At 37.4% G+C, this 18535-nt stretch carries 18 protein-coding genes; 5 read left to right on the top strand and 13 right to left on the bottom strand.

Annotated elements, in window-relative coordinates; all coding sequences use genetic code 11:
• Positions 1-312: 312 nt before the first annotated feature.
• The gene (locus tag SAZ04_RS08310; protein WP_332693889.1) at positions 313-663 is read left to right on the top strand and encodes a YugN family protein; all 351 of its coding nucleotides are present in this window, start codon (positions 313-315) and stop codon (positions 661-663) included.
• 43 nt (positions 664-706) lie between these two features.
• On the opposite strand, the gene SAZ04_RS08305 is transcribed toward SAZ04_RS08310, so the two are convergent.
• A complete protein-coding gene (locus SAZ04_RS08305; protein ID WP_332693886.1) occupies positions 707-1153 on the bottom strand; it encodes a TcaA NTF2-like domain-containing protein in 447 nt (148 codons plus the stop codon).
• 187 nt (positions 1154-1340) lie between these two features.
• Between SAZ04_RS08305 and ytvI the strand changes: the two genes are divergently transcribed.
• Positions 1341-2399, top strand: a complete 1059-nt coding sequence (gene ytvI, locus SAZ04_RS08300) for a sporulation integral membrane protein YtvI (RefSeq protein WP_332693883.1) — start codon at positions 1341-1343, stop codon at positions 2397-2399.
• A gap of 38 nt (positions 2400-2437) precedes the next feature.
• Here the strand turns inward: ytvI and SAZ04_RS08295 are convergent, their stop codons facing one another.
• The 6 genes from SAZ04_RS08295 to cyoE all read right to left on the bottom strand — a co-directional run bounded on the left by SAZ04_RS08295 (position 2438) and on the right by cyoE (position 8099).
• Positions 2438-2998, bottom strand: coding sequence for a DUF420 domain-containing protein (locus SAZ04_RS08295; RefSeq protein ID WP_332693880.1), 561 nt, complete (start codon positions 2996-2998; stop codon positions 2438-2440).
• Positions 2999-3140: 142 nt separating this feature from the next.
• Positions 3141-3485 (bottom strand): cytochrome C oxidase subunit IV family protein, encoded by a 345-nt coding sequence (locus SAZ04_RS08290; RefSeq protein ID WP_332693877.1) that lies wholly within the window; start codon positions 3483-3485, stop codon positions 3141-3143.
• 12 nt (positions 3486-3497) lie between these two features.
• The gene (locus SAZ04_RS08285; RefSeq protein ID WP_332693874.1) at positions 3498-4112 is read right to left on the bottom strand and encodes a cytochrome (ubi)quinol oxidase subunit III; all 615 of its coding nucleotides are present in this window, start codon (positions 4110-4112) and stop codon (positions 3498-3500) included.
• Positions 4113-4115: 3 nt separating this feature from the next.
• Positions 4116-5984, bottom strand: coding sequence for a cytochrome c oxidase subunit I (gene ctaD, locus SAZ04_RS08280; protein ID WP_332693871.1), 1869 nt, complete (start codon positions 5982-5984; stop codon positions 4116-4118).
• A 27-nt stretch (positions 5985-6011) separates the two neighbouring features.
• Positions 6012-7049 carry a cytochrome c oxidase subunit II gene (coxB, locus tag SAZ04_RS08275; protein ID WP_332693868.1) on the bottom strand — a complete coding sequence of 346 codons (1038 nt, stop codon included), beginning with the start codon at positions 7047-7049 and terminating at the stop codon, positions 6012-6014.
• A 114-nt stretch (positions 7050-7163) separates the two neighbouring features.
• Positions 7164-8099 (bottom strand): heme o synthase, encoded by a 936-nt coding sequence (gene cyoE, locus SAZ04_RS08270; RefSeq protein ID WP_332693865.1) that lies wholly within the window; start codon positions 8097-8099, stop codon positions 7164-7166.
• Positions 8100-8395: 296 nt separating this feature from the next.
• On the opposite strand from cyoE, the gene SAZ04_RS08265 reads away from it, so the two are divergent.
• The gene (locus SAZ04_RS08265) at positions 8396-9298 is read left to right on the top strand and encodes a COX15/CtaA family protein (RefSeq protein ID WP_332693862.1); all 903 of its coding nucleotides are present in this window, start codon (positions 8396-8398) and stop codon (positions 9296-9298) included.
• Positions 9299-9460: 162 nt separating this feature from the next.
• Here SAZ04_RS08265 and pyc read toward each other — a convergent pair whose 3' ends face one another.
• The 3 genes from pyc to glsA all read right to left on the bottom strand — a co-directional run bounded on the left by pyc (position 9461) and on the right by glsA (position 14468).
• Positions 9461-12907 carry a pyruvate carboxylase gene (gene pyc, locus SAZ04_RS08260; RefSeq protein WP_332693859.1) on the bottom strand — a complete coding sequence of 1149 codons (3447 nt, stop codon included), beginning with the start codon at positions 12905-12907 and terminating at the stop codon, positions 9461-9463.
• Positions 12908-13153: 246 nt separating this feature from the next.
• The gene (locus SAZ04_RS08255; protein WP_332693857.1) at positions 13154-13435 is read right to left on the bottom strand and encodes an Fpa/YlaN family protein; all 282 of its coding nucleotides are present in this window, start codon (positions 13433-13435) and stop codon (positions 13154-13156) included.
• 103 nt (positions 13436-13538) lie between these two features.
• On the bottom strand, positions 13539-14468 hold the full coding sequence (gene glsA / locus SAZ04_RS08250; protein WP_332693854.1) for a glutaminase A: 930 nt from the start codon (positions 14466-14468) through the stop codon (positions 13539-13541).
• A gap of 251 nt (positions 14469-14719) precedes the next feature.
• Between glsA and SAZ04_RS08245 the strand changes: the two genes are divergently transcribed.
• Positions 14720-15235, top strand: coding sequence for a peptidyl-prolyl cis-trans isomerase (locus tag SAZ04_RS08245; protein ID WP_332693851.1), 516 nt, complete (start codon positions 14720-14722; stop codon positions 15233-15235).
• A gap of 392 nt (positions 15236-15627) precedes the next feature.
• On the opposite strand, the gene SAZ04_RS08240 is transcribed toward SAZ04_RS08245, so the two are convergent.
• Positions 15628-16959: a PhoH family protein gene (locus SAZ04_RS08240; protein ID WP_332693848.1), complete on the bottom strand. Its 1332-nt coding sequence runs from the start codon at positions 16957-16959 to the stop codon at positions 15628-15630.
• Between the two features lie 236 nt (positions 16960-17195).
• Positions 17196-17651 carry a pyridoxamine 5'-phosphate oxidase family protein gene (locus SAZ04_RS08235; protein WP_332693845.1) on the bottom strand — a complete coding sequence of 152 codons (456 nt, stop codon included), beginning with the start codon at positions 17649-17651 and terminating at the stop codon, positions 17196-17198.
• 325 nt (positions 17652-17976) lie between these two features.
• Here SAZ04_RS08235 and SAZ04_RS08230 point away from each other — a divergent pair, with 325 nt between their 5' ends.
• Positions 17977-18180, top strand: a complete 204-nt coding sequence (locus SAZ04_RS08230; protein ID WP_332693897.1) for a YlaI family protein — start codon at positions 17977-17979, stop codon at positions 18178-18180.
• A 19-nt stretch (positions 18181-18199) separates the two neighbouring features.
• Here the strand turns inward: SAZ04_RS08230 and SAZ04_RS08225 are convergent, their stop codons facing one another.
• Positions 18200-18526, bottom strand: coding sequence for a YlaH-like family protein (locus tag SAZ04_RS08225; protein WP_332693842.1), 327 nt, complete (start codon positions 18524-18526; stop codon positions 18200-18202).
• Between the last annotated feature and the right edge of the window lie 9 nt (positions 18527-18535).

Genomic DNA, 18535 nt, shown 5'->3' with positions numbered 1-18535 from the left:
ATAGCTCCGCTCAAATGATAGCACCGGCTCCGCTCACTGCTTGGATGTTGTTCAAAAAGGGAAAACCACCCTTTTTGTATTAAAGTAGCATTGGTTCCTCTCGGTGCACGCAATGCTATGAGAAAGTCACTCATAGCTCCGCTCAAATGATAGCACCGGCTCCGCTCACTGCTTGGATGTTGTTCAAAAAGGGAAAACCACCCTTTTTGAACAACATCCATAAAACATTCACGATTAAGGCGTTGCAACCTAGGGGTTTTCATACTATCATAAGTAGAGTACATATTTGATGAAATTGGAGGCGGATTCGTAGTGAAATTTGAACATATTGAACTAGCAGATAAAGAATCGAAATTTGAAACACTTCGTTACGCTGCAGAATCAATTGGCTTTATCCACGCTGGTCAATGGGATTATCGTCGTGTAACATTTGATTACAAAATTATTAACCAAGGCGATGTCTACTACCTACGTGTACCAGCTTATGCTATTAAGGGTGACATTCCTAAAGATGATACAATTGTCAAGCTTATGACACCTATGCTAGGGAAACATTATTATCCTCATGGTGTTGAATATGAAGGAGAGACTTTCCCTCAACCGATTATTGATAAGTGTAGTAAAAAGCTTGAGCTATTAAAGAAAAACCTTGAAACGAATTAAATCTAGAGACAAATAAGACAACAAGGTAGTGATCCTTGTTGTCTTATTTTCTTTCTTTTATTGTTACGATCCTAATCGAATCATAAGCTCCACGTACCAATTCAAATCGCAGAGATCTTTCTATCTTCTTCTCTTGTCCATGCTCGTACAATGTGACGCCTTCATCTACATCAACATGGAGTTCTCCTATTTCATCTTCATATACTGCTTTAACATCAAACTTATCAAGTTCCTTTGTAGTGCCTTCACTATGCAAATCACTCGTATAGCGCCTTAATGAGTGATAGAAGCTATTATTCGTAATTAAATACGGTTCAAGATTGTTAAAATCTCCTGTATTAACTGATTGAATCATATTTTCTTTATAATCTCGTAAGAAAGTAGCTACCTCTTCTGCTTCTTGCCCTTGCATTATAGTCAAATTCTCAGCCTCTGATGAACATGCAGTAAGAAACAGTACAATCATTATAATAAAACTTATTATCCGCACGCTAACGCCCCTTGCTTTAAAGTTAATGGTTTTTGACCAAGCATCATTATACCATACCCATTACAAAAAACTATAATATTCACTATATTGTAAACGACTTAAGGAAATTAAGTCGTTATCCTGTTCATCTAGTTTCGTTCGTAATATAATGAAAGGAGCATTTCTGTTTTATGAGAGGAGTCTCAAATTGGCAGCACTTATGACAAAGCGAACCTTTATAATTTTACTTACCATTTTAGCAATTGTAGTTGCAGGATACTTTATATTACCAGTTTCTGTACCACTTATTTCGGCTTTTATAACAGCAATTTTCTTGACACCTGCTGTAACAGCACTACATAAACGAGCAAAAATCAAACGTAATATTGCCGTTATGATTGTATTCACCTTGTTTGTTTTTTTTATTGGATTAGCAGGGTATTACATTACAACCCAAGCTGTAACTCAGGGAACACAAATAGTTGAGAATCTGCCTCAATATATAAACGATATTAATCGAGCTTGGCATAAATTCAATCGTAATTTAGAAGAAGAATATGAAAATCTTCCGCCAGACCTTGTCCAAGAAATTAATACTCACGTAACCCATACACTGAGCACTATTAGAACAACCATTGGGGAACGAAACTTAATTAATGATATTGCATCGATTATTACAAGTATTCCAAAGTATTTAGTTACCTTTATCGTTTACTTAATCGCATTGTTTCTTTTTATGCTTGAACTACCTGCACTAAGAAATAAGGCTTTTACTTATTTATCAGATCGTACAAAAGACAAAGTGAATTTCATGACATCCCGCCTTACTTTTGTGATTTGGGGATTTTTTAAAGCTCAGTTTTTAGTTAGTATTATTATTTTTATCGTATCGTTAATCGGATTGTTGCTGATCGCACCTGAAGTAGCACTGTTAATGGCTTTTATAATATGGATAATTGATTTTGTTCCTTTAATCGGTTCAATTGCGATATTAGCACCGTGGGCAATTTTTCAATTAATTGCCGGCAACTCTACTACAGGAACTCAATTGCTTATTTTGGCAGCAGTCTTGCTTATCATTCGCCGTACAGTAGAACCAAAAGTTATGGGCCAACAAATCGGGTTATCTCCACTTGCTACATTAATAGCGATGTATTTAGGGCTTATGTTATTTGGAGTGATGGGCTTTGTCATCGGACCTCTTTTAGTAATCGCCTTTACTTCAGCTAAAGAAGCAGGAATCATTAAACTAAACATAAAAATATGAAATGGAAAAGAGCTTGGTCAATGACCAAGCTCTTTTCTTTAATAATAAGGAGAAATCATAATATACACGATAACGCCTGTTAGACTAACATATAACCAAATTGGCATCGTCCATCTGGCAATTTTTTTATGACGTTTATTTTCCATATTCCATGCACGAGCAACAGATGTTAACGCAAGTGGGACGATCACAGCTGCTAAAATAATATGTGTAATGAGAATAAAATAGTATAATCCCGCCATAAGGCCCGTCCCTCCATACGGCGTTGAAGCAGATAGAAAATGGTGTGCGACATATGTTACTAGGAACAGAGTTGTTGTGATAAATGCTGCATAAATAAAACGCCGATGAACCGTTATATTTTTCTTTAAAATTGCCATAAGAGCTCCAATTAAAAATAAAAATGTAAAACTATTAAAAATCGCATTCAGCATTGGGAGAATTGTCACATCAAAAGCTGTAAAATTCTCTACACCAGGTAAACCAGCAAGGAGAGCTACCAAACCATTTATCAAAATTGTAATAATAATGATAGCAGGTTTATAATTACGCTTTCTATGTGATTGACCTAAAACACTTTGATTATTTTGTCGGTTCATTTGATCACACCTTTTTATTGAATTCATACCGTTTCATTATACACTAATAACCTATAAGAAAACCGACGCAGCTCTTTACAATCTGTTGAACGATTAATAACAAAGGGTGACTCTACTATAAGAGTCACCCTTTACCTATTCTTTAGTATTTTGTGATACCAAGTAGCAACATTAAAGCTGCAATTGTAGGCATCGTAACAAAGATACCAGAAATCATAAATGCTGTTGCCCAACCGTGATCCTTATCTTTCAAATGCATGAAGAAAATCAACTGAAGAGCAAGTTGTATCATTGCTAAGATCAGTATAAATGGAATAGCAAATGACCGTGGAATAATATCTGCTCCAACAGCTAAAAACGATAAGATTGTTAGGAAGATCATTAAAGCAAAAACAATAACCTGCTTACGAATTTCCTTACTCGTATGACGTTTTTCTTCTTCAGTCATTGCACTTTTCTCAAATGGTGTACTTAAGTTATCTGCCATGACTAAAACCCCCTATAATACTCCCATAAGATACACAACCGTGAAGATAAATACCCACACAACATCAATGAAGTGCCAGTATAAACTAGCTAAATAAAATTTAGGAGCATTCGTTAATGTAATACCACTCTTATTGTAGCGAATAAGTAGGACAGTAATCCAGCACAATCCAAAAGCAACGTGTGCCCCGTGCAATCCAACAAGTGAAAAGAATGATGATGCAAATGCACTTGTTGTGAAGCCTAGGCCATGATGTACATACTCATAGAATTCATAAATCTCAAATCCTAAGAATCCTAGACCTAGTAAAACGGTAATCCACATCCAAATTTTAAATGTACCAAACTTATTTTTCTTCATTGCAAACATTGCTAACACACTTGTTAAGCTACTAGTTAAAAGAAGCATTGTCATAATAAAAACAAGTGGTAGATGGAACATTTCTTGAGAAGAAGGTCCATCAGCAATACCATTACGAAGACCTAAAAACGTCCCAAAGAAAGTTGCAAATAAAATTGTTTCACCGCCAAGGAAGAACCAGAAACCGAGAAACTTGTTTTTTCCTTCTAACGTGGCTCTCTCAGGATGAGAAGGAAGCCCTTTTGAAGTATCTACATGACCCGCCATTTCTTAGTTGCCTCCTTTCTTAATATCTGCTTTTACTTGCTCAATTGGAACATAATATCCATGATCTTCTTTCACTGAGCGAACGAACATAGCACCAAAAGTGATTGCTAAACCGCCAATTGCCACAATCCAAGGATTCATAATTGGATTTTCCATGTTCATCATGATAAACCCAAAGCCTGCAAAGAATAGACCTACAGAGATAATTAATGGCAGAATTGAACCGTTTGGCATGTGAATAGCTTGAACTGGCTCAGCTGGCTTCATTGTTCCATCACCATGAACTTTTTCATAGAATAACGGATCCAATGAACGAACTTGTGGTGTTTGTGCAAAGTTATACTCAGGCACTGGAGTTGGTATTGCCCACTCAAGTGTACGAGCATCCCAAGGATCTGCAACTGTCACACGCTCACCTTTAAAGGCAGAATAGAAAACATTAATCACGAGAAGGATAACCCCTGCTGACATGAAGAATGTCCCAATTGTACTAATAAAGTTAAATGTATCTAATCCTTGGTCGCCAAGGTACGTGTAGACACGACGTGGCATACCCATAAGACCTAGTAAATGCTGTACAAAGAATGTTAAATGGAAACCAATATAGAAAATCCAGAAAAAGAGTTTTCCAAGTGTTTCATTTAACATATGACCAAACATTTTTGGATACCAATAGAAAAGACCAGCAAATAATGCTAATACAATACCACCAACAATAATGTAATGGAAATGAGCTACAACAAAGTACGTATCATGATAAAGATAATCAACCGGTGCCATTGCAAGCATTACGCCTGTTACCCCACCAAGTACGAATGTTGGTACAAATGATGATGCAAATAACATTGACGTATTAAATGTTATTTTCCCACCCCACATTGTAAAGAGCCAGTTAAATATTTTAATACCGGTTGGAACCGCAATTGTCATTGTCGCAATCGCAAAAATGGAGTTTGCTACTGGACCCATACCTACAGTAAACATGTGGTGAGCCCATACCATGAATCCTAAGAACGCAATTAGAATCGTTGCAAAAACCATTGCTGTATAACCAAATAGACGCTTTCTAGAAAAGGCTGGAATAACCTCAGAAATAATACCGAAAGCAGGTAAGACAAGGATATAAACTTCAGGATGACCAAAAATCCAGAAAATATGTTGCCATAAAACAACATTACCACCCATATTCGGAATAAAGAACTGTGCGCCGAATATACGGTCTAACATAAGAAGAGCAAGACCAGCAGCAAGCGGTGTAAATGCAAATAAAATTAATGTAGAAGAAATAAATGACGACCAAACAAATAATGGAAGGCGCATCATTGTCATTCCAGGTGCACGCATGTTTATGATTGTTACTAGGAAGTTAATAGCTGAAATAAGTGTACCAATACCTGATACCTGTAAGCCTAGGACATAAAAGTCAAGACCAACTCCAGCATAATCACGACTAGATAATGGTACATATGCTGTCCAACCAGCATCTGGCCCACCACCAAAGAACCAACTCATGCTAAGTAACAGACCACCTGAAAGGAAGATCCAAAAACCTAATGCGTTAACGAATGGAAACGCAACATCACGAGCTCCAATCTGTAGTGGTATGACATAGTTCATAAATGCAAATAATAAAGGTGTGGCAGCTAAGAATAGCATAATCGTACCATGCATCGTAATGAACTCGTTAAATGTTTGACCACTTAAGAAATTCATTTCCGGATACATGAGCTGGATACGCATGAATAACGCCATTACACCAGCTTTTACAAAGAAAAGCGTTCCTGCAATCAAATACATGATTCCAAGCTTTTTATGATCAACCGTTGTTAACCAATCCCAGATAACGCTTTTTTCCTGTTTTTGTGCAGCCAAGGGGTTAACCTCCTTTTGAGTCAATTTTTAATTATTTTGTACGTCTAACGAACGTAAATAAGCAATAAGCGCTTCCATATCCTCATCGCTGATTTGTGGAAATGCTGGCATATTATTTCCTTGTTTTAGTGACTCTGGGTCACGAATCCAAGCTTCAAGATTTTCATCTGTATTATCTAAATATCCTGCAATCACTTCACGATTTGCAAAGTCTGATAATGCTGGACCAGCTGCTGTTCCCACGCCACCAATAGCATGACAGCCAATACAACCTAAACCATCAGAACCAAAGATTTCGCGACCTTGTTGTGCAAGAGTTTCAGTTGGTTCTTCAACTTCCGCTTGCATTCCTGCAACCCAAGCATCATAATCATCACGCTCAAGTGCAATTAGTTTAAAATCCATTAGAGCATGTGAAGGACCACAAAGCTCTGCACACTTACCTTTATAAACTCCTGGTTCATCAGCCTCTAACCAAATATGATTTGTAAGTCCAGGAACCGTATCGAGCTTACCACCTAAAGCTGGTACCCAAAAAGAGTGCAATACATCTTGAGCATGTAATTCGAAAATTACTTTTTCACCGACTGGCATGTATACTTCTTGTCCAGCAGTAAATCCTTCTTCTTCATAATCAAATTGCCACCAGAACTGGTGACCCGTAACTTTAATATAGACCGTATCTTCCCCAACCTCAGGGTCTGGCTCTGTATCAGCTAACATAAATTGTCCTGTAATTGTTGGAACAGCTAAAATTGTTAACAAGATAATTGGGATAACAGTCCATGTAATTTCAAGTGCCGTATTTCCGTGTACTTGCTTAGGAATCTCGTCGTCTCCAGGAGCTCGACGGTATTTAGCAAGAATAATGAAAAAGATAGCAAATACGACAATACTCACGAAGGCCATTACATACAACGATAAAAGCATGTTGTCGAATATCCATTGTGATTGTGGTCCCTTTGGATCAAGGGCAGTTAAGTTCGTCTCTCCCAAACAACCCGTTAATACAAACACGAGCAATGAAAGAGGTAGAAAACGCCAAGCAGTTTTCCAAAGTTTCATCTGACAATCCAACCTCACTTTCATTAAGTAGTTAAAACTACAATTAGGATATATATCTACAGTCATTATTCATTTTAATATCTTTAGATAAGAAACATAGAGATATCAATATTATTAAATATGAACAATAACCATAAGAACAAATAGAATTGTTAAATAGTTGAGCGAGTAAACAAACATTAACCTTGCCCATTTAATGTCATCTTTCATTTTAAAACCAGCAAAGCCTAGAATAATCCATCCTAAACCTAGTATAGCTGCTATCACCGTATAAACGATACCAAAAGGATAGAGCATTAATGAAACTGGTAATAAAGCAATGACATATACAACCATTTGACGTTTAGTCACTTCAAAGCCAGCGACAACTGGTAACATTGGAATGCCTGCTGCACGATATTCTTCAACACGTTTCATTGCAAGAGCAAGGAAATGTGGTGGTTGCCAAAAGAACATTATAAAAAATAAAATCCAAGCAAACGTGTGTAAGCCTCCATCTATTGCTGCCCAACCAATTAATGGTGGGACGGCACCGGAAAAGCTACCAACGATTGTGTTTAAAGTTGTCGTACGTTTTGTCCACATCGTGTATAGCACAACATAAATAAATAATCCAATTAACCCAATAACCGCTGCTGTTGCTGTTGTGAGCGCCAAAAAGCCAATCCCTACAGCGGCCTGCAATAACCCAACAAACAAGACATGGTTCGCTGTAAAACGGCCAGTTACAGTTGGTCGATCTTTTGTTCGTTCCATAATATGGTCAATATCTCGATCAATGTAATTATTTAACGTACATCCACCTGCCATAACAAGCGCTGCGCCTATTAATGCAAAGAACATCGTTGCTAAATGTGCCCCTAGTCCTATACCTGTATAAACGGCCGCTAAATAAATACCGGCAAATGTCGTAATCAAATTAGATGTAACAATTCCTTGTTTAGCAAGAACCAAATAGTCCTTCCATGACTTTTGCTGACTAGCAGCGACTGATGAATCAGGACTAGGCATAACCTCTGATGCTTTCAGCACTGTATTAGTCTTATTCATCAATTCTTCACCCCCTTTGTAGAGTCAACCAATTCGAGCACTCCTACAAAAAATAAATTAGACAGCTGTATCCACCTAATGTGCTACAAATCACATTATATCTTAAAATCTACTTCGTTTCATTAAAATCATGAGTTTCACATTATCTTCACATTTACAGTTGTCCATAAAAATTTCACCTAAGTAAAATTGACATTTCTACCGTTTGTTTTTAAGATCAATGAGTAGCAAAGAAGATTTCCATTGCTTACTCTAGCATATATCTTACCAATTTTATAGAAGGAAAGGTGAATTGAATGCATAAAAGATTAAAAATCTACGGCATTCTGTCCTCCATCGGCCTGCTCATTGTCCTCTTGCAAGGTGCACTCGTTACAAAAACTGGTTCTGGAGAAGGGTGCGGTGCCACATGGCCATTGTGTTTTGGAGAAGTTATTCCAGTAAACCCTGCTATTGAAACGATCATCGAATATAGTCATCGTATTGTTTCCGGTCTAGTCGGAGTGATGATCATTATTCTTGCTATTTGGTCATGGAAACAGCTTAAACATGTCAAAGAAGCTAAGTTTATGTCCATTGCTGCTGTACTTTTGATTATTTTCCAAGGTTTACTTGGTGCAGGAGCCGTTGTGTTTGGTCAATCAAAAGCTATATTAGCTCTACACTTTGGGATTTCAGCTATGTCCCTTGCATCTGTTGTACTTTTAACGATCTTAGCATTTGAAGGTGGAAAACCTTATCGAATTGCCCCTAGAGTAACAAATGCTTATAAGACTTATTTCTTTTTTGTTATCACATACTGTTACGCGGTTATCTATACTGGGGCTTATGTGAAGCATACCGAGTCAACATTAGCTTGTGCTGGATTTCCGTTATGTAATGGGCAGCTATTCCCTGGGTTTGTAGGACCAATGGGAGTTCAATTTTTGCACAGAGTTGCTGCAACCTCACTTGTTGTATTTTTATTTATTCTTATGCTGTGGACAATTAGCCGCTTGAAGAATGAGTTAGTACTCGTTTGGACAAGTGTTATTGCCTTTTTCCTTGTCATTCTTCAAATGATTAGTGGTATTTCCGTTGTCTTCACCCAAAATGAACTATTATCAATCGGTCTGATGCACGCACTAATTATCTCAATCTTATTTTCAAATTTGACCTATATGGCGATGATCTTACTCCGCAAACCAAACAAAATGTAGCTTGAAAAATGACAGCATCTTGCTGTCATTTTTTCCAGTTATTGCCCACTATTTGTTATTCCATACTTCTTCCCCCCTGCTAAGATTTTTTCTAAACCCAAATAGGAAAAGCCGATCTCAAGAAGTAGAAAACTACGCCCTTCTTGGATCAGCCTGTTTTTATCACTTTAATTCAATTAATAAATCCCCTGTTAATATCGGGTCTCCATCCGAAACAAATACTTCTTTCACAACACTATCAAATTGTGCTTGAACTGTTGTTTCCATTTTCATTGCTTCTGTAATCATTAAATGGTCTCCCTTTTTCACTTTATCACCTTTTACAACAAGAGTTTTCACGACAGTTCCAGGCATAGAAGCCCCAATCTGATTTGGATTACCCTTATCTATTTTTGGACGAGTAACAGCCGACGATTGAACATTCAAATCTTTTATAATAACTTCACGAGGCTGTCCATTAAGTTCAAAATAAACAATGCGCGTTCCATCTTCTTTTGGTTTGGAAATAGAGACCAGCTTAACAATCAATGTCTTACCTTGTTCAATCTCTACTTCAATCTCTTCACCTAAGCGTAAACCATAGAAGAATGTAGGAGTATCAAGTACAGATACATCGCCGAATTGTTGACGGAACTGTTCAAATTCCATAAAAACTTTTGGATACATTGCATAGGAAAGCATATCATGACTTGTTACTTGCCTATCGATCTCTTTGAAAAGAAATTCTTTTATCCCTTGGAAGTCGAAAGGTTCCATTGACTCCCCAGGCCTTCCTTCGATTGGTTTTCTTCCTTTTAACACAATGTCTTGTAGTTTTTTAGGGAAGCCTTGATAAGGCTGTCCAAGTTGCCCTTGAAATAATTCAACAACAGAATCAGGAAAATCTAAAACCTGTCCTTTTTCATAAATATCCATTTCTGTTAAATCATTTTGAATCATATACAAAGCCATATCCCCAACTACTTTAGAAGAAGGAGTAACCTTTACAACGTCACCAAACATATCATTTACTGTTCTGTACATCTTCTTGACTTCGTTCCACCTTGCACCAAGCCCAACTGCTTTTGCTTGCTGCTGAAGATTGCTATATTGACCACCAGGCATTTCATGCTCGTACACTTCCGTATGCGGTGCATTCATTCCGCTTTCAAAGCCAGCATAATATTTCCGTGTGTGATCCCAGAATTGACTTAATTGTTCGAGTGACTGAATAGTAACATTCGGTTGTCGACTAGACCCACTTAGTGCATAGAATAAACTATTTGCACTAGGTTGAGATGTAAGTCCTGCCATTGAACTAACAGCCACATCGACAATATCTACTCCAGCTTCGATCGCTCGAGCATAAGTGAACAGACCATTTCCACTCGTATCATGTGTATGTAAATGAATTGGAATATCAATTGAACTCTTTAGTTCAGATACAAGCTGATAAGCAGCTTCTGGCTTAAGTAAACCTGCCATATCTTTAATTCCGAGAATATGGGCACCTGATCGTTCTAACTCTATTGCTAAGTTCTTATAATACTGTAAATCATATTTTGACCTTGAAGGATCTAAAATATCACCCGTGTAACACATTGAGGCTTCCGCAACTTTTCCACTCTTTCTCACTGAATCAATAGCTAACGTCATTCCTTTAACCCAGTTCAAACTATCAAAAATCCGGAATACATCAACACCTGCATCTGCTGACTTTTCAACAAATTCTTCAATCACATTATCAGGGTAATTCGTATAGCCTACTGCATTAGAAGCTCGTAGTAGCATTTGGAAGAGCACGTTTGGAGCTTGCTTTCGTAATGTTAACAAGCGCTCCCAAGGATCTTCGTGTAAGAAACGCATAGTGACATCAAATGTTGCTCCTCCCCACATCTCCATTGAGAATAAGTTCGGTAGCATCCTAGCAGTTGGTTCCGCAATTTGTTTTAACTCATGCGTACGAATTCTTGTTGCGAGTAAGGATTGATGAGCATCACGGAACGTTGTATCTGTTAACAGAATTTCCTTTTGTCCCTTTACCCAATTGGCTAATCCCTCTGCTCCTTTTTCATCTAAAATTTGTTTTGTACCATTTGGAATCGGATCGGTATATTTTAATTTAGGAATAGGAGCTTTATCAAAAACAGGCTTCTTTGTTTGTTCTAGTCCAGGGTAGCCATTTACGATTGTTTCCCCAATAAAGGAAAGCATTTTAGTCCCCCGGTCTTTTCGCTTTGGAAACACAAAAAGTTCAGGCGAATTATCAATGAACGATGTATTATACTCTCCACTTAAGAACTGGTGATGTTGAACAACATTCTCTAGAAAAGCGATATTCGTCTTAATTCCACGAATTCGGAATTCTCGTAAATTTCGTAACATTTTTGATGCTGCGCTCTCAAATGTCAGTGCCCAAGTCGACACCTTTACGAGCAAAGAGTCATAATACGGGGTAATAACTGCACCTTGAAATCCATTACCCGCATCAAGCCTAACACCAAAACCCCCACCAGAGCGGTAAGCATTAATTCGCCCTGTATCTGGCATAAACCCATTACTTGGATCTTCTGTTGTCACACGAGATTGAATCGCAAAACCATTGCACATTACGTTTTTCTGAAAGGGTATGCCGAGTTTTTCTCCATGTAACTGCTCACCGTCTGCAATGAATAGTTGTGACTGAACGATGTCAACACCTGTGACCATTTCCGTAATCGTATGTTCGACTTGTATACGCGGATTTACTTCAATAAAATAAAATTGACCTGTATCCGTCACAAGGAATTCAACTGTTCCTGCATTTACATAACGAATGTTTTCCATAAACTGAACAGCAGCTTGGCAGATTTTTTCTCGAACATCGTCAGCAAGAGAAATACTTGGAGCGATTTCTACAACTTTTTGATGTCTGCGCTGTACAGAACAATCACGTTCATATAGATGAACGATGTTTCCGTGCTTGTCGGCTAAAATCTGAACTTCAATATGCTTAGGATTTTCAATGAACTTCTCAACATATACGACATCATTTCCAAATGCCGATTTCGCTTCTGATTTTGCACGGTTATAGGATTCTTTTAGATCTTCTGCCGTACGGACAATCCGCATCCCTCGCCCACCTCCGCCAAGAGCGGCTTTAATGATAAAAGGAAATCCATGCTTATCGGCAAATGCCTGAACAGCTTCTAAACTAGGAACCGGTCCATCACTACCTGGAATAACAGGCAGATTGGCCTTTAGCGCCTGTTGACGAGCTTGAACCTTATCACCAAACATGACAAGATGCTCTAACTCAGGACCTATAAAAATAATGCCTTCATCATGACATCTTTTTGCGAAATCAATATTTTCTGACAAAAAACCGTATCCAGGGTGAATGGCGTCAACATTATGTAATTTAGCTGTTTCAATAATTCCTTCAATATCTAAGTATGCTTCAATTGGTTTTTTCCCTTCACCGATTAAATAAGCTTCATCTGCTTTGTAACGATGATAGGCACCGGAATCTTCTTTAGAATAAATTGCTACTGTTCGGATATGTAATTCTGTACACGCTCGAAAGATTCGAATTGCAATTTCCCCTCGATTTGCTACCAAAACCTTCTTAATATTTGACAGTCCGTTCATAATCTGCCTCCTCAATCCTCAGATAAATTGTCTTTTCTCATTGTACGTTTGTATATAGTTCCTTTTCCGAAAAGCAGCTTCACACATTGAAAGAACTGAGCTATCGCTATACTCTAGTATAGCTAGAACAGTGACTATATTGCAATGAGTTTTTAAAAGTGTTCTAATTTTTAAATTCAATAATAGTTCTAACTTTGTTGGAAACATAAAAAAATAAAAATCAAGCTATTTTTAATAGCTTGATTTTTATTTTCGCACCGACGCTTCATGGAGATCATCTAGTTTTCGTTGTAATTCACCTATAATTCGCTTTCCAATATCTTCGTTTATTAAGCCGAGGCGAACTGCAAAGTCTATCTCTCTGGACAACCCAAACATTTGTGTATCAAGAACCTCTTCATAGAGAGGACACTGTGGCATTGTTAAATTCTCCAACTGGACTTCAATAAGTTGACGAATTTTATCCGCATCTGATTTCAGAAGGGCAAATGCTTTTTCTTTATCTCCAGTCACCATTTCTGCTGACATGTTGATCCCCTCCTTTATGTGAATTTCCCTTGTCTTAATAGTATCTTTTTCATCTAAGAATTGCAATGATTTTCACACTTACGGATACAATGATGTCACCTACTTAGAATATACTTAAGTGATATTGAGTTGATAACAATTCTAATAGCTTCATTCCCGCAACGCTGTTTCCTTTTTCATCCAATGCAGGTCCATATATTCCAATTCCAATACCGCACGGCACAGCACCGACGATTCCACCTGAAACTCCACTTTTTGCAGGAATTCCAACACGTATAGCAAATTCACCAGATGCATTATACATTCCACATGTAACCATAAATGTTTTTACTAAACGTGCAATTTCAGTCGGGATGATTGAATAACTATCGTTAGGGTGCTCTCCATGATGTGCTAACGCATAACCTATTTTCGCTAAATCCTCACAGTCTACTTCAATCGCACACTGCTTTGTATAAAAATCTAATAGTTCATCTACATCACCAGAAAGAACATGATGTTGTTTCATGAAGTAAGCTAAAGACCGATTTAAATCCGCTGTTTCAAATTCAGATTTTGCGACCTCTTTGTTAAAATTAATCTTTTCGTTCCCACTCAATTCGCGCACAAATTGAAGGAGTCTAGCTAGTTTCTCCTCATTAGTCCCACCTTTTATGAGGGAGCTTACTGCTAAAGCTCCTGCATTAATCATTGGGTTAAGAGGCTTAGAAGGAATGTGAGATTCTAATTTTGCAATTGAATTAAATGGATCCCCGGTTGGTTCCATCCCAACCTTATTAAAAACAACTTCTTCTCCATAATCCATTAATGCTAACGCTAATGTTAATACTTTAGATATACTTTGTAACGTAAACAACTTACGGTATTCACCTTCACTAAAGCATGTATCACTCCCATCAAAAATGGCTACTGCAACATCGTGAGGATTCGCTTTCGAAAGTGCTGGTATATAATCAGCGACATTCCCTGATCCTGTATATTTCCTCACCTTTTCAATCATTACTTTTAAATCTTCTTCATATCGACAAACCATTATAATCACTCCAACTGTTTAGTAAATTGTACTTATTAGTTTTACCAAAAGTGACAAAAACTACGAAACCCTTTATACTTTTAGATGGAGTTTAAAAAGACCGTTTTCTAACGTCTTGAATTTCATCACGTTCAGACACACTTTGGAAGTTGCCCAAAAAAATTAAATTAAACCTCTTTTGAGCAACTAGAAGAAATAAGCGGAGTCATTGTAGCGCTTTGAACACACTTTTTTGTTTAGGAGGCGACATCATGCAAGAATTTGTTTTTTTTATTGAGGGCGATGTTAACCATCCACTAACTGTTGATCCAACCGTTTGGATTTTTGATGAGCGAAAGGTTGACCTCAATACATACTTTGAGGAATTGGAAACGAAAGACGATGAGGAGACTGCATATAAAAAAGCCATTTCTGCCCAATGGGATAGAGAGATTACGGAAGGTTCTGAACCACCTAACCCCAATAAGAATGGCAATGAGATTAAATATGAAAAACAAAAGCTTATCAATGGTTCTTTTGGCATGCCAATAAAGCCTTTTCTGGACAATGCAAAACCGAAAGAAGGAGCAACAAAAGTCGAAATCGTTCAAGAGGACGGAACGGTCCAAAGCTTCGCGTATTCCGTCATTCAAGCTGGAATCGTTGGGTTTTCTCATAAAGGACAACCTTTAAGAGAAGATGGTCCCATTCATTTCTACTTTGGAGACGGGTCTAATCAGGAAGAACCGATAAAAAATGTATGTAAATTCACACTGCATCAATCATAGGAGTTATACAAAGATGAGCGATTCTTTCCTATTTATCGAGCACCCTTAGCCTAATCAAAATGATTTCTTACAGAGTTTGCTTCTGGCTAAACGTAGCCCGCACTTCATTGTTCATAAGCCAAAAACTAGTTTAGTACCAAAGGATCTGTCCCCGGGTAGGTAGCGTATTCGGAAGACAGATCCTTTTTTACATTTTAGAAGAGTTTGTTCAAAAAGGGAAGATCGCCTTTTTGTCTTTTTTGAAGTTTTAGGTTATCTCAAAGAAGGCATTGGCTCACTCGCTGCACTCCCTCTCTGAGAAACCCACTCAGAGAGGGCTTAAAACCTCGCAGCGGCTACGCTCAATGCTTCGAGTTTGTTCAAAAAGGGAAGATCGCCTTTTTGAACAAACTCTATAATAGATCAGCTGCTAATTGTGCTAATCCTGATCGTTCACCTTTCACTAACTTTACATGCCCACTTACGGTTTGATCTTTAAATTTCTCTACTACATACGTTAATCCGTTGTTATACTCATCCAAATATGGATGATCAATTTGTTGTGGATCTCCCATTAAGACAATCTTACTTCGTTCTCCTACTCGAGTTAAGATTGTCTTCACCTCATGCTTTGTTAAATTTTGTGCCTCGTCAATAATAATAAACTGATCTGGTATACTCCGTCCGCGAATATAAGTTAAAGCCTCTACTTGAATGGTACCCATCCCCGCTAAAATTTGATCAAGCTCTCCTGGTTTTTTTGTACCAAATAGAAACTCTAAATTATCATAAATCGGTTGCATCCACGGTCTAAGTTTCTCTTCCTTCTCCCCAGGTAAATATCCTATATCCTTGCCTAGAGGGACAACTGGCCTTGCAACAACTAGTTTTTTATATTTCCCTAAATCCTCGGTTTGCATTAGCCCTGCTGCTAGTGATAGCAGTGTCTTTCCTGTACCAGCTTTTCCAATCATCGTAACTAGATTGATATCATCCCTAAGCAATAATTCAAACGCCATTCGCTGTTGCACATTGCGAGAGCGAATGCCCCACACATGATCTGGATCACTAACAAACGGTTTTACTTTCTTGCCATCAGGCTCAACTTTCCCAAGTGCGGAACTCGAACTTCCTAGTGCATCTTTCATAATAATAAATTGATGTGGGTAAAATGGGTGCTTTGTTAATTCTGATATTGCTATTTCTCCGTTTGAATAAAAAGTTTTCATCACATCTGCATCAACATATATTTCTACATAACCAGGATAAACATGATCAAATTCAACAACACGATCACTTAAAAAATCTTCCGCAGGTAAACCTAATGCATCAGCCTTCACCCTTACAAGAGCATCCTTACTAACGAGAAAGACGTCTTTGCCTTCAACTCTTTCTTGTTCCTCAATCATTAAATTAAGAGCCACTGCAATAATGCGATTATCGTTTGTCATTTCAGCAAAAGAATCTTTCAGTCTAAGAAATGACCTATGATTTAATTCAACTCTTAATTTCCCTCCAGATTCGATCGGGACTCCTTCATGTAACTTCCCCATTCCTCTAAGGTTATCTATTAATTTTGAAAATTGACGCGCATTTCGTCCAATCTCGTCCATATAACGTTTTTTAGAATCTACCTCTTCTAGTACAACCGCTGGTATGACCACTTCATTATCCTGAAATGAAAAGATGGAGTAAGGATCCTGTAAGAGTACGTTCGTGTCCAATACGTAGATTTTTTTCAACATTCCGCCTCCTGACTAAAGAATCGTTTAACAACTACTTCTTACTAATCAAGTTATGCAGATTCAACAAGATGGTCAATTAGAAAGACCAAGACTGTTCAACCTTACTTCTTATTATTAAATGTATGATCAAGCTGTTAAAGTTAGACGAACGAATCACGATTCCTCCTTATTATGAATAAAAAAACTCAAATAATGGACATTATTATGTCTCCATTACTTGAGTTTTTAAAAACAGACTATCCTTTTTTTAATGCTTCCATTACTTGACGATCTAATTTGGCAGCTGCTTCTACATCATATGTCTTTTCATAGCTAGGTTCTACCATCATCTTCGCCCCGTAAAACATGACATCACGAACTTCATTTACTTCAAGTTCAACAAGTGCTAATTTTAATGGAACGCCTTCCATCTTTTCAGTTACAATTCGTGCTGAACCTGCGATCGAATATGTAGATCCATTTGCGATCAAAGTGATAACTACACCATCATTCGTTTTAATATTATCGATGATGCGAGAACGATTATCGATCGAAAATCGTATTTTTTGTAAAGTAAGAGCATACACCCAGGAAATCGCATTTACATTAGGTGTCCCCTTTTCAAAATCAACTGTCGCAATCGTTACATATCGTTCTTTCTGAAGTAGTGGTAACATTTCTTCGGTTAAACCTTGCTCTACTTGATTCGTCATTTTTACCCCTCCAATGTTTCAGAAATCATTTTTATATTCTATAACCATCATACCATTATTTTAAGAGTTTGTTCAAAAAGGAGTGATTTTTCCTTTTTGAACAAACTCGAAGCAATGAGTGAAGCTGCTACATGGTTTTGAGTGCTATGAATGGGTTTCTCTAGGACGCCTAGCGAGTAAAAACATTGCCCTGCTTTTTTATACATTTCAATTATGTTACAACGATTATATAGCATTTTTATAAAAATTGCTCAAATATTACGATGAAGATAGCTTTTTCTAAGAAAATTGCTTAAAATGTAAGGAGAATGGAGTGATTGTACCCATGCGCGTTAAATGTGTTCTTTGTGATAAAATCGATAAATTAGATGATCATTTGCCGTTAGCAAAGCGTTTACGTAACCGCCCAATTCATACCTATATGTGTGATGAGTGTTATGAACGCATTAGAGAACGGACAGAAGCTAGAAAAGACACGGGCTCATTTCAATTATCGTTTAAGAAAAAAGAAGAGAACGAATGGATTTAAATCCATTCGCTCTCTTTCTCTATGCTTGCTCTTTTTCTTTCCGATGCTTATGTAATCGGAAACGGTACATCCCTAGAATAATACCAGAAATAAATAAGACAGCGATAATTGGAGCACCAAAAGCAAACTCCAAAAACCACATAACAAAACTTCCGATTATTAACACCACATAAACAATAACTTTTTTTAGAATTGGCAATTCTCTAGCAAACCCTAAATTAAACACAATAATTGTTAATAAGACGACAACGAGATAAGTCAAAAAACCATACCATGGATTTTCCGCCGTTAACCTCATCATCCAAGTTAACGCTTCTAATTCTTGTTCAGTAAACTGGCTGTCCATACCATCACC

The sequence above is a fragment of the Halalkalibacter lacteus genome (assembly GCF_036663595.1).
Lineage (GTDB): Bacteria > Bacillota > Bacilli > Bacillales > Bacillaceae_D > Halalkalibacter > Halalkalibacter lacteus.
This window is presented reverse-complemented; position numbering and strand designations above follow the sequence as displayed.

Excerpts from the sequence above, each read along its gene's own strand:
- SAZ04_RS08295 (WP_332693880.1), bottom strand. The coding sequence starts at position 2,998 with ATGAACCGACAAAATAATCAAAGTGTTTTAGGTCAATCACATAGAAAG.
- SAZ04_RS08290 (WP_332693877.1), bottom strand. The coding sequence starts at position 3,485 with ATGGCAGATAACTTAAGTACACCATTTGAGAAAAGTGCAATGACTGAA.
- SAZ04_RS08285 (WP_332693874.1), bottom strand. The coding sequence starts at position 4,112 with ATGGCGGGTCATGTAGATACTTCAAAAGGGCTTCCTTCTCATCCTGAG.
- coxB (WP_332693868.1), bottom strand. The coding sequence starts at position 7,049 with ATGAAACTTTGGAAAACTGCTTGGCGTTTTCTACCTCTTTCATTGCTC.
- cyoE (WP_332693865.1), bottom strand. The coding sequence starts at position 8,099 with ATGAATAAGACTAATACAGTGCTGAAAGCATCAGAGGTTATGCCTAGT.
- SAZ04_RS08265 (WP_332693862.1), top strand. The coding sequence starts at position 8,396 with ATGCATAAAAGATTAAAAATCTACGGCATTCTGTCCTCCATCGGCCTG.
- pyc (WP_332693859.1), bottom strand. The coding sequence starts at position 12,907 with ATGAACGGACTGTCAAATATTAAGAAGGTTTTGGTAGCAAATCGAGGG.
- SAZ04_RS08255 (WP_332693857.1), bottom strand. The coding sequence starts at position 13,435 with ATGTCAGCAGAAATGGTGACTGGAGATAAAGAAAAAGCATTTGCCCTT.
- glsA (WP_332693854.1), bottom strand. The coding sequence starts at position 14,468 with ATGGTTTGTCGATATGAAGAAGATTTAAAAGTAATGATTGAAAAGGTG.
- SAZ04_RS08245 (WP_332693851.1), top strand. The coding sequence starts at position 14,720 with ATGCAAGAATTTGTTTTTTTTATTGAGGGCGATGTTAACCATCCACTA.
- SAZ04_RS08240 (WP_332693848.1), bottom strand. The coding sequence starts at position 16,959 with ATGTTGAAAAAAATCTACGTATTGGACACGAACGTACTCTTACAGGAT.
- SAZ04_RS08235 (WP_332693845.1), bottom strand. The coding sequence starts at position 17,651 with ATGACGAATCAAGTAGAGCAAGGTTTAACCGAAGAAATGTTACCACTA.
- SAZ04_RS08230 (WP_332693897.1), top strand. The coding sequence starts at position 17,977 with ATGCGCGTTAAATGTGTTCTTTGTGATAAAATCGATAAATTAGATGAT.
- SAZ04_RS08225 (WP_332693842.1), bottom strand. The coding sequence starts at position 18,526 with ATGGACAGCCAGTTTACTGAACAAGAATTAGAAGCGTTAACTTGGATG.